This is a genomic window from Sphingomonas sp. 66-10 (assembly GCF_001897045.1).
Classification (GTDB): domain Bacteria; phylum Pseudomonadota; class Alphaproteobacteria; order Sphingomonadales; family Sphingomonadaceae; genus Sphingomonas; species Sphingomonas lycopersici.
The window spans coordinates 37,686-48,310 of sequence record NZ_MKRR01000138.1; the positions used below are offsets into that span (position 1 = coordinate 37,686).

The following is a 10,625-nucleotide window of genomic DNA, read 5'->3' on the forward strand; positions in this document are numbered from 1 at the left end:
TCTCGTGCTGCTGCTCGTGCCTGAAGGCGGCGGATTGCGCGAGGAGGTGGAGGAGAAATACCCCACCGCGACGCTCGCCGAACTCAGCTTCGATATCGATCATTGGGCAGATGCCGCGCCGGGCCGCGCGCAGCTCACGCGCTTCGTCCGCCCGCGCGACGTCGATGCGTCGCTCGGGCCGGATCGGGATTAGCTCCAGATCGTCACGCCGGGTCGAGCCCGGCATGACGATGAGAGGAGGCTGTTATTGCTTCCCCAATTTGTCCTTGAGCGCGGCGAGTGCGCCGAACGGGCCGCTCTGCCCCTCGTCGACCACCCCCGCCTCGCGCAGCGCCTCGGCGGCGCGGGGCCCGCGCGGATAGGGATCGAGCGCCAGCGCCATCGTCTCCGCCGCGGCCTCGCCCAGATCGATCGCGCCGCCGTCGATCTCGATCGTGTCGAGCGATTCCTCGCCCAGCTCGACCTCTTCCTCGGATGTGCCGGCGGAAACGAAGCGCAGCGTCACTTTCTCGTCGATCGTCGCCGGCAGCGGATCGCCGGTCACCGTGCAGGCCTGCGTCACCGCCGCGGTCACCCGTCCGTCGGCGATCACCCCGGCGGCGTCGCGGCGGATCGCAAAGGTCGCCGCGAGCCGCTCGACTGCGATCAGCCCGAAGCGGCCGGCGACGCGGCGGCGCTCGTCGACATCCGCCTCGATCGTCACGGTACGCGGCGCCTCGCCGATCGTGTCGAGTCGTTCGGGGCGCGAGAATTCGGGGGCGCTCACGGCAATTCCCCGCGCTCGATCGCGTCGAGCGGCACCGCCTTCAGCGCGGCGTGGAAATCGAGCAGGCGATCGCGGACATACGCGACCGCCGCCGGCGCCGGATCCATGCCGCGATAGAGGTTGCGCCGCAGCGGCGTAGCGAGATCGCCGTCGGTGACTCCCGTGCGATAGGCGCCGAGCCGTCCGCCGAGCATCCCCATCATCCGCCCGACCTGCTTGCCGACGACCATGTCGCCGAAGCCGATCTGGCGAATCTGCGCATCCATATCGTCGATGAACCGCTCGGTGAGATCGGCGACGAGCTGCGCCGCGGCGGGCTCGTCCTCGATCCGCATCAGCACGAAGGCAGTGACCGCCGCGACCATGTCGAACCGGCCGTCGAGCGTATCGGGCACCGCGCCGTCGAGATACCAATGCGGCTGGCGCGCGCGCGCCACCACCGCCTGATAGAGCGGCACCGCCGCCACGTCCTGCCGCGATGTCCTGCGGAACCTGTCGAGGAATCCCACGCCTGCTTTTGTCCTTGCCTTGTATCGATGTTCGCCCCGGCATATTGAGGCGTTCGCCCGCGGACGCAATGTGCCGGTTGGGTTCACTGTTCGCGGAGTATCCATGCGCCAACCCTTTCTGATCGTCGCGCTTGCTGCCGGGATCGCGCTTTCCGGCTGCACCTCGCTCCGGTCGCATCAGGGCTATATCGTCGACGCCGACCTGGTGAATGCGATCCAGCCCGGGGTCGACAATCGCGAATCGGTGCTCGCCACGCTGGGGCATCCCACCTTCGCTGCGCAGTTCAACCAGGGCGACTGGTATTATATTTCGCGCGACAGCCGCAATTATGCGTACAACAAGCCCAAGGCGCACGATCAGCTGACGATGCAGATCAGCTTCGATCGCAACGGCAATGTCAGCGCGGTGCGCCGTTCGGGGATGGACCAGATCGCCGATATCACCCCGATGAAGAAGACCACCCCGACGCTCGGCCGGCGCCGTGGCTTCTTCCAGGATCTGTTCGGCAATATCGGCACGGTCGGCGCGATGGGGCCGGGTGGCGGCGGCGGCGGTCGCGACACGCCGTAACGACGGGATTTCGTAATAGCCGGCCAATGTGCCGCCGATGCCGTTCGCGCGGCATCGGCGCGCGTCGCCGTGCGCTCGGTCGACGCAATATTATACAGCGATTTCGTTACCTTGCTCGTTGCTGACCGCGCCGTTCCTGGCCGGTTCAGCGCCACCCGCCGATAAACCGGATGTGGCGACGCGGCTTTGTGCCGTGCGCCAGCGAGTAAAAGGAGAAAGAGATGCGCAAGTTGATCATCGGCGTGCTGATGGCGGCGACGGCGTTCCCGGCGGTTGCCTCGGCCCAGACCAACGACGATCTGCGCCGCGATCGGCGCGATGTCCGCCAGCAGCAATATGAGCTGGATCAGGCGCGGCGCTATGGCGACCGGCACGATGTCCGCCGCGAGGAGCGCGACCTGCGCGATGCGCGACGCGATCTGCGCGAGGACCGCAACCGCGTCTGGGCGCGCGACGACTGGCGCCGCTGGCGCGACCAGAATCGCTCGCTCTATGCCCGTGGCAATTGGAATGCGCCGTTCCGCTATCAATCGTTCCGCGCGGGTGTCCGCATCGCGCCGAATTATTATGGTCAGCGTTACTGGATCGCCGATCCGTGGCGCTATCGCCTGCCGCCGGCGCGGCCCTACACCCGCTGGGTGCGGCATTATAACGACGTGCTGCTGATCGATTATCGCCGCGGCATCGTTGTCGACGTGATCCGCAACTTCTTCTGGTAAGCCGGATCTCACGGCCGCCGGCGCCCATGCGTCGGCGGCCGACTCATGTCCGGCGATCGCGGCATCCGCGCTGATCGTTGATTTTACGCTGAAATTTCGATCGGCCGTCGCATCGCGACTGGAGCGGGCGAAGGGATTCGAACCCTCGACCCCAACCTTGGCAAGGTTGTGCTCTACCCCTGAGCTACGCCCGCTCTGGCGCCTGGCCCGGAAGCTTCCGGGCGGGTGAGGCGCGGCCACTAGCAGCGGATTTCGGGCTTGCCAACCCCCCCTGTTCGATTGTCGTCACGTTGACCGCGCGGCCCGTTCGCGATTAGGCCCACGCACGATGACCGCCCCTGTTATCCTGCTCGTCGAGGACGATCCGGCATTGCGCATGCTCACCGCGCGCGCATTGCAGGAAAACGGCTTTGTCGTCCGCCCCGCCTCCGCCGCGCCGGAAATGTGGCTGGCGCTCGATTCGGGGCCAGTCGATCTCGTCCTGCTCGATATCATGCTGCCCGGCACCAGCGGGATCGATCTGTGCCGCGCGCTGCGCCAGAAAAGCGACGTGCCGATCATCTTCATGTCGGCGCGCTCCAGCGAAATGGATCGCGTCGTCGGGCTGGAGCTGGGCGCGGACGATTATATCGCCAAGCCGTTCGGGGTGCGCGAGCTGGTCGCGCGGGTGCGCGCGGTGCTGCGCCGCCCGGCGCTCGATCGCGGCACCGGCGCGCGCGAAGCGGGGGTGATGACCTTCGAGGGGTGGACGGTCAATCTGCCGCGCCGCGAGCTGATCTCGCCGACGGGGGCGGTGGTCGATCTCACCGGCGCCGAATTCGATCTGCTGGTGGTGCTGGCGGATCATGCGCAAAGAGTGATCGCGCGCGAGCGATTGATCGAGCTGTCGCGCACACGGCTGGGGGACAGCTCGGATCGCTCGATCGACGTGCTGGTCAGCCGGCTGCGCCGCAAGCTTTCGGGCGAAGGCCATGCCGCGCCGATCGTCACGGTGCGCGGGGTGGGCTATATGCTCAACGTGCCGGTGGAGCGCCGTTGAGGAAATTGATCCCCTCGACCGGCCTGCTCGGGCAGGTCGTCGCGATCCTGCTGCTGACGATGCTGATCGAGTTCGGCGTCTCGACCTTGCTGTATGAGCGCGCGAGCCAGTTTTCGGTGCGCGACGACGAGGCACGGCGGCTCGCCGAGCATCTCGTCATCTGCCGCCGGCTGGTCGAGGATCGCCCGCCGGGCACGCGCCCCGAAATGGCGAGCCATCTCACCACCGATCGCTACGAGATCCACTGGGATCGTGATCCGCCGCGCGTCCCGTCGGTCGCGCCCGCGCTGGATCAGATGCGCCGGCAGATCGTCGAATGGGAGCCGTCGCTCGGCACACGCGATCTGCGCATCCGCCTGACCCTGCCCGGGCGCAGCTCGGCGGTGAGCGGGGGGCTCCAGCTCGATGACGGCAGCTGGTTGCATTTCCGCACGCTCGAGCCGGTGGCGCGGCTCGATTTCGGGTTCGAGCGCGTCGCGCTGGCGCTGGTCCCCGCGATCGCGTTGATGGTGATCGGCGGGCTGATGCTGCGCCGCGCGTTGCTGCCGCTGCGCCGGCTGGCAGTGGCGGCGGACCGCGTCGGGCATGATCCGGTCGATCCGGTGCCGGAGGACGGCCCGGGCGAGGTGCGCCGCGTGGTCGTCGCGTTCAACCGGATGCAGGCGCGAATCCGTGCGCTGATCGACAACCGCACCCAGGCGCTCGCCGCGGTGGGGCACGATCTGCGCACCCCGCTCGCGCGGCTGCGGTTGCGTAGCGAAGGGGTGGCGGACCCGGAGACGCGCAACGCGATCGGGCATGATGTCGCCGAAATGGAGGCGATGATCACCTCGCTGCTCGCCTTTCTCGGCGGCGACAGCGATCCCGAGGCGCCCGTGCCGGTCGATCTGGCGGTGATGTGCGCGACATTGGTCGACGATGCGCAGGACGCGGGCCATGCGGTGGATTATGTCGGGCCGGATCATCTCGAGCTTCGGCTGCGTCGCTCGGGGTTCAAGCGCGCGCTGACCAATCTGGTCGACAATGCGCTCCATTATGGCGATCGGCTGACGATCGCGCTGTCGACCGACGGCGCGGCGGTGACGGTGCGGGTGATCGATGACGGCCCCGGGATCCCCGAGGATCAGCTCGTCGCGGTGCTCCAGCCGTTCGTCCGGCTCGATCCGGCGCGGCGGCGCGACACGGTCGGCTTCGGGCTCGGGCTGGCGATCGCGGCGCAGGCGGTGCAGGCCGAGGGCGGCACATTGACGCTGGCGAACCGCGTGCCGCACGGGCTGGAGGCGACTATCCATTTGCCCGGACACAAAATTTAACATTTCCGCGGCGTCGCAGCAAAATTGCCGGCTTAATTATCCTGCTCCATGACAAGAGGAGCAGATCCAGTGAACGACCTCATCGGACGCGTCTTCAGCTTCGAGAAACAGGTATTCCCGAGCCAGCAGGCGCTTTACGCCAAGCTCACGACGCAGGGGCAGAGCCCCAAGGCGCTGATGATCTCCTGCGCCGATTCGCGCGTCGTCCCCGAACATATCATGCAGGCCGAGGCCGGCGACCTGTTCGTATGCCGCAACGCGGGCAATATCGTCCCGCCGTTCGCGACGATGAACGGGGGCGTCTCCTCGACGGTGGAATTCGCCGTCGCCGCGCTCAAGGTGCGCGACATCATCGTCTGCGGCCATTCGGACTGCGGCGCGATGAAGGCGCTGGTCAATCCCGAGCTGCTCGAAGGAATGCCCAATGTCGCGGCGTGGCTGCGCCACAGCCAGGCGGCGAAATCGGTGCTCGACGCCTCTTACCCCAACCTGGAAAACGGCGCGGCGGTGCGCGCGGCGAGCCTCGAGAATGTCGTGGTGCAGATCGCGCATCTGCGCACCCACCCGTCGGTCGCGGCGGGGATCGCGCGCGGCGAGATCGCGCTCCACGGCTGGTTCGTCGACATCCATGCCGGCCAGATGCTCGCGCTCGACGGCGAGACCGGGCGCTTCCTGCCGGTGCGCGAGAATGAGCCGCTGCCGGTCGCCGTCCGCGCGGCGCAGCGCCTCGCCGCCGATTTCGTCCAGGCAGAGGCGGCCGAGTAATGACCCAGGCGATGTCCGCGCGGCCCGGCGTATCGGTGCCGCGGCTGCAATTCCTCGGGCGCGATCTTACCGCGTCGATCGTCGTGTTCCTCGTCGCGATGCCCCTGTGCATGGGCATCGCGATCGCCTCCGGCGTGCCGCCGGAAAAGGGGCTGATCACCGGGATCATCGGCGGGATCGTCGTCGGCGCGCTCGCCGGATCGCCGTTGCAGGTCAGCGGCCCGGCGGCGGGGCTCGCCGTCATCGTGTTCGAGCTGGTGCGCGATCAGGGATTCAGCGCGCTCGGCCCGATCCTCATCCTCGCCGGCGCGATCCAGGTCGTCGCCGGGGTGTTCAGGCTCGGCGGGTGGTTTCGCGCGATCAGCCCGGCGGTGGTCCATGGCATGCTCGCCGGGATCGGCGTGCTGATCGTCGTCGGCCAGTTCCATGTGCTGTTCGACGCCAAGCCGCTGTCGAGCGGCCCGGCCAACCTCGCCGCGATGCCCGGGCGGCTGCTCGGCCTGTCGCTCAGCAACATGGCGGCGGCCGAACTCGCGTTCATCGTCGCCCTGGTCACGATCGGCGCGATGCTGGCGTGGGAGAAGTGGCGCCCGGCGGCGCTGCGGCTGATGCCCGGCGCGCTGGTCGGCGTGGTGGCGGGCACCTTGCTCACCGTCGCGCTGGGGCTCGATGTCGCCAAGGTGCAGGTGCCCGCGTCGATCACCGCGGCGATCTCGCTCCCCGAAAGCGGTTTCTGGGCGAAATGGCTCGATCCGTCGGTGATCGCGGCGGCGGTGGCGATCGCGTTCATCGCCTCGGCGGAAACCCTGCTGTCGGCGGCGGCGGTCGACAAGATGCACGACGGCGTGCGCACCGATTACAACAAGGAATTGCGCGCGCAGGGCATCGGCAATCTGCTGTGCGGCGCGGCCGGCGCGCTCCCGATGACCGGGGTGATCGTGCGCTCGTCCGCCAATGTGCAGGCGGGTGCGATCACCCGCGCCTCGGCGATCCTCCACGGCGTGTGGATCCTCGGTTTCGTCGCGTTGCTGCCGTGGCTGCTGCGCGAGATTCCGATGGCGGCGCTCGGCGCGATCCTCGTCGTCACCGGCTGGCGGCTGGTGAGCCTCACCCATGCGAAGCATTTGCTGCGCGATCACGGCCCGTTGCCGGTGGTGATCTGGGCGGCGACGCTGATCATGGTGGTGGCGACCGATCTGTTGACCGGCGTGCTGGTCGGCATCGGGCTGACGCTGCTCGAGCTCGCCCCCCATTTGCGCCGGCTGCGGCTCGGCGTGGAAGAGCAACCCGAGGGCGAGACGCACCGTATCGCGCTCGACGGCACCGCGACCTTCGTCACGTTGCCCAAGCTCTCCGCCACGCTCGATCGCGTCCCGGCGGGCAAGCCGGTGCGGCTCGACGTCACCCGCCTCGCCGCGGTCGACCATACGACGGCCGAGCTGTTGCGGGACTGGCTCCAGCGGCGTCGCGCGAGCGGCACGCCGGTCGAGTTGCTGGGGGGCGACAGTGGCCGTTTGGCAACACTTGCCCACTGAGCGGGCATCCAGCAACATTTCGATACAATTTAGCAATATATGGGAGAAATTGCTGCACTAGCGTAACAGCTGCCGATCAACCGGTGCCCGCCGCCCTGCGGTGAGAGCACCGGCGATCGCGCAGCAGGAGGAGCCTCTTCTCACAAGGAGGTTCCATTGAAGACAGTCTATCTCTCTCTCGCTCTGGCGCTCGGTGCCGCCGCCTCGCCCGCCGCGGCGCAGGAAACAGCGCCCCCCAAGGACATCACCGTCACCGGCAGCGTCGCGCTGGTCAGCGATTATCGCCTGCGCGGCGTATCGCAGACCGACAAGCATGCCGCGGTGCAGGGCGGCATCACGGTGACCCACAAGAGCGGCTTCTACGTCAGCACCTGGGCATCGAACCTCGCCGGCTGGGGCACGTTCGGCGGCGCCAATATGGAGCTCGACCTGATCGGCGGGTACAAAAGGTCGCTCGGCGGGGGCATCTCGGTCGATGCCGGCCTCACCTGGTACATGTACCCCGGCGGGGCGAACAAGACCGACTTTGCCGAGCCTTATGTGAAGCTGTCGGGCACCGCCGGGCCGGCGACCGTGCTCGTCGGGGTGGCTTATGCACCCAAGCAGGAAGCGCTCGGCAAATGGTATGACAATGCCGCCAGCTATGCGACCGGCGTGCCCGATCATCCCGGCGCCAAGCACGACAATCTCTATGTCTGGAGCGATCTGTCGGCCGCGATCCCGAAGACGCCGCTGACCGCCAAGGCGCATCTCGGCTATTCGCACGGCAACCCGGGGCTCGGCCCGAACGGCACCAGCGCGGCGCCGACCGGCCATTATTGGGATTGGATGCTCGGCGCCGATTTCGCGGTGAAGGGTACCCCGCTGACGTTGAGCGCGGCGTGGATCGATACCGATATCACCCGGCGTCGTTCGGCCTATATCGTGCCGAACTTCTCCTCGACCAAGGACGGCAGCTCGATCGCCGGATCGACCGCTTTGTTCTCGATCACCGCCGCCTTCTGAACCTTCCCTCCCTGCTTTCTCCCCTCCCTTGAACGAGGGAGGGGGGAAGAAGGGGGAGAAGAAAGCGGGGAGGGGAGAAGGAAAGAAGGAGGAGCGGGTAAGGCGCTCCAGCGCCGTCATTCCTCACTCAGACGCTGATTCGCGTGCCGGGGGGTTTGCTTCCCCCGGCCCGTCCCCACATAAGGGCCGCAGTGATTTTAGCAGGAAGCGGCTCTTGGCGACCCTTGGAATGAACGAAGCGGAAAAGGCGGCGGTACAGGCGTTCCGGCGCGATGTGGTCGAGCCGTCGATGACGCAGCTCGTGATCATCGATTTCTGGGCGGAATGGTGCGGCCCGTGCAAGGCGCTGGCGCCGGTGCTGGAAAAGGTCGCCGCGGCCTATGCCGATAAGGGCGTGGTGCTGGCCAAGGTCGATACCGACAAGAACCAGTTCATCGCCGCGCAATTCCAGGTGCGGTCGATCCCCACCGTCTATGCGATGTTCCAGGGGCAACTCGTCGCCGATCTGACGAGCGCGCGCACCGAATCGCAGCTCCGCGTGATGCTCGATCAGTTGCTGCGCCAGCTGCCGATCCAGGGCGAGGCGCAGGCACAGGAAGCGGAGCTCGAGCCGCTGATCGCGATGGGCGAGGAAGTGCTCGCCGCGGGCGACGCCGCGCGGGCGCTGTCGATCTTCGACCAGCTCGCCGAAATGGCCTCCGATCATCCCGCGGTGGTTTCGGGGCGGATCCGCGCGCTGGTCGCGGCGGGCGATACCGCCGCCGCCGAAGCGGCGATCGCGGCGCTGCCCGAGGAGCTGGCCAAGCTCCCCGATATCGAGCGCGCCAAATCGGCGCTCGATCTCGCGCGCTCGGCGCCCGCGGTCGACGATCTCGCGCCGCTCGAGGCCAAGGTCGCAGCGAACCCCGACGACCTCCAGGCGCGCTACGATCTCGCCAATGCGCAGATGGCAGCGGGCGATCGCGACGCGGCGGCGGAGGGGTTCCTCGCGATCACCGCCGCCGAGCGCGACTGGAACGAGGGCGCGGCGCGCCAGCAATTGCTCAAATTGTTCGAGGTGGTCGGGCTGGAGGATCCGTGGGTGGCACAGCAGCGCCGCAAGCTTTCCGCCGTCCTGTTCGGGTGACATGACGCGGCTGTCGATCTTTCCTCTGGCCGGTGCGATCCTGTTTCCGGGGATGCATCTGCCGCTGCACATCTTCGAGCCGCGCTATCGCGCGCTGATATCCGATGCGATGGCGCGTGACCGGCGGATCGGGATGATCCAGCCGCGCGGCGACGCCGAGGCGAAGATCCCGCAGCTCTACGATATCGGCTGCGTCGGGCGGATCGCCGATATCGAGATGCTGGAGGACGGCCGCTCGAACATCATCCTCGAGGGCGTGTCGCTGTTCCGCGTCACGCGCGAGCTCGAAGTGTCGACTCCGTTCCGGCAGGTCGAGGCCGAATTGCTCGATAGCGCGCCCGACGACGATCTGTCGCTCGCCGCGCGCGCCGGGCTCGAGCTCGAATCGAAGCGTTTCGCCGAGGCGCAGGGCTATGCGGTCGATTGGGATGCGGTCGGGCGGCTCGACGACGCCAGCCTGGTCAACGGCATCGCGCAGATCGCGCCGTTCGACGCCGCCGCCAAACAGGCGCTGCTCGAAACGAAGACGATCGCCGAGCGCGCCGAACTGATCGTCCAGCTGCTGCAATTCTTCGGGCGACACGACGGGCAGGATCGCGTGACCTTGCAATGATCGACGCCTGGCTGCTCGAACGATTGGTGTGCCCGGTGAGCCGGCGGCCGCTCGTCTATGACGAAGCGGCGCAGGAGCTGGTGTCGGACGCCGCCGGGGTCGCCTATCCGATCCGTGACGGGGTGCCGGTGCTGCTGATCGAGCAGGCGCGGGTGCTTAACGCGACAGGCTAATCCGTCCCGCCGTTCGCGCTGAGCCCGAACGGCGGAGGGGGAATCTTCCTATTTCGCCAGCTTGGGAAAGGCCGCCTGGAAAGCGGCGACCTTGGGCTTGTCCCAGCGGACGATATAGGGATTGGTCGGGTTGCGATCGTAGAAATTCTGGTGGACCGCCTCCGCCGGAAAGAAATCGCCGCGCTCGATCCGCGTCACGATCGGCTGCGGCCAGGCATGCGCCTGGGTCAATTGCGCGATATAGGCCTCGGCCACGGCGCGCTGCGCCTCTGATTGCGGGAAGATCGCCGAACGATAGCTCGGGCCGCGGTCCGGCCCCTGACGGTTGAGCTGGGTGGGATCATGCGCGATCGAGAAATAGATGCGCAGCAACGTGCCGTAGCTCACCTGACGCGGATCGAACACGATCCGCACCGCTTCGGCATGTTTGGTCGATTCGCTCGAAACCGCGCTGTAATTGGCACTATGCGCCGCGCCGCCGGCATAGCCCG

The 10,625-nt window shown here is 67.5% G+C and carries 13 protein-coding genes, 1 tRNA gene and 1 pseudogene; 11 read left to right on the top strand and 4 right to left on the bottom strand.

Going from position 1 to position 10,625, the window contains the following annotated elements; translation table 11 throughout:
• Positions 1-193, top strand: a pseudogene (locus tag BGN95_RS19400) (histidine phosphatase family protein); the annotation flags it as partial.
• 51 nt (positions 194-244) lie between these two features.
• On the opposite strand, the gene BGN95_RS19405 reads toward BGN95_RS19400, so the two are convergent.
• Positions 245-766 carry a YceD family protein gene (locus tag BGN95_RS19405; protein WP_286773736.1) on the bottom strand — a complete coding sequence of 174 codons (522 nt, stop codon included), beginning with the start codon at positions 764-766 and terminating at the stop codon, positions 245-247.
• The gene (locus BGN95_RS19410; protein ID WP_286773737.1) at positions 763-1,275 is read right to left on the bottom strand and encodes a ubiquinol-cytochrome C chaperone family protein; all 513 of its coding nucleotides are present in this window, start codon (positions 1,273-1,275) and stop codon (positions 763-765) included. Before BGN95_RS19410 ends, BGN95_RS19405 begins: the two co-directional genes overlap by 4 nt.
• Positions 1,276-1,378: 103 nt before the next feature.
• On the opposite strand from BGN95_RS19410, the gene BGN95_RS19415 reads away from it, so the two are divergent.
• The gene (locus tag BGN95_RS19415; RefSeq protein ID WP_179513049.1) at positions 1,379-1,846 is read left to right on the top strand and encodes an outer membrane protein assembly factor BamE; all 468 of its coding nucleotides are present in this window, start codon (positions 1,379-1,381) and stop codon (positions 1,844-1,846) included.
• A gap of 221 nt (positions 1,847-2,067) precedes the next feature.
• Complete coding sequence (locus BGN95_RS19420; RefSeq protein ID WP_265313551.1) at positions 2,068-2,565, top strand: RcnB family protein; 498 nt, start codon at positions 2,068-2,070, stop codon at positions 2,563-2,565.
• A 119-nt stretch (positions 2,566-2,684) separates the two neighbouring features.
• On the opposite strand, the gene BGN95_RS19425 is transcribed toward BGN95_RS19420, so the two are convergent.
• Positions 2,685-2,759: transfer RNA gene (locus BGN95_RS19425), tRNA-Gly, on the bottom strand.
• Positions 2,760-2,893: 134 nt separating this feature from the next.
• Here BGN95_RS19425 and BGN95_RS19430 point away from each other — a divergent pair.
• From BGN95_RS19430 to BGN95_RS19465, 8 genes are all read left to right on the top strand, one after another.
• Positions 2,894-3,604: a response regulator gene (locus BGN95_RS19430; protein ID WP_179513051.1), complete on the top strand. Its 711-nt coding sequence runs from the start codon at positions 2,894-2,896 to the stop codon at positions 3,602-3,604.
• A 59-nt stretch (positions 3,605-3,663) separates the two neighbouring features.
• Positions 3,664-4,917, top strand: a complete 1,254-nt coding sequence (locus tag BGN95_RS19435) for an ATP-binding protein (RefSeq protein WP_502688327.1) — start codon at positions 3,664-3,666, stop codon at positions 4,915-4,917.
• Between the two features lie 69 nt (positions 4,918-4,986).
• The gene (locus BGN95_RS19440; protein ID WP_179513052.1) at positions 4,987-5,682 is read left to right on the top strand and encodes a carbonic anhydrase; all 696 of its coding nucleotides are present in this window, start codon (positions 4,987-4,989) and stop codon (positions 5,680-5,682) included.
• Complete coding sequence (locus BGN95_RS19445) at positions 5,682-7,217, top strand: SulP family inorganic anion transporter (RefSeq protein ID WP_179513053.1); 1,536 nt, start codon at positions 5,682-5,684, stop codon at positions 7,215-7,217. Before BGN95_RS19440 ends, BGN95_RS19445 begins: the two co-directional genes overlap by 1 nt.
• A 156-nt stretch (positions 7,218-7,373) precedes the next feature.
• A complete protein-coding gene (locus BGN95_RS19450) occupies positions 7,374-8,222 on the top strand; it encodes a TorF family putative porin (protein WP_179513054.1) in 849 nt (282 codons plus the stop codon).
• 229 nt (positions 8,223-8,451) lie between these two features.
• Positions 8,452-9,348 (top strand): tetratricopeptide repeat protein, encoded by an 897-nt coding sequence (locus tag BGN95_RS19455; protein ID WP_286773821.1) that lies wholly within the window; start codon positions 8,452-8,454, stop codon positions 9,346-9,348.
• Position 9,349: 1 nt separating this feature from the next.
• Positions 9,350-9,961 carry an LON peptidase substrate-binding domain-containing protein gene (locus BGN95_RS19460; protein WP_265313553.1) on the top strand — a complete coding sequence of 204 codons (612 nt, stop codon included), beginning with the start codon at positions 9,350-9,352 and terminating at the stop codon, positions 9,959-9,961.
• Entirely contained in the window at positions 9,958-10,134 is a 177-nt protein-coding gene (locus tag BGN95_RS19465) for a Trm112 family protein (RefSeq protein ID WP_286773739.1), read from the top strand. Before BGN95_RS19460 ends, BGN95_RS19465 begins: the two co-directional genes overlap by 4 nt.
• Before the next feature lie 48 nt (positions 10,135-10,182).
• Here BGN95_RS19465 and msrA read toward each other — a convergent pair.
• On the bottom strand, positions 10,183-10,625 hold a 443-nt coding region (gene msrA / locus BGN95_RS19470; protein WP_286773740.1), incomplete at its 5' end, for a peptide-methionine (S)-S-oxide reductase MsrA.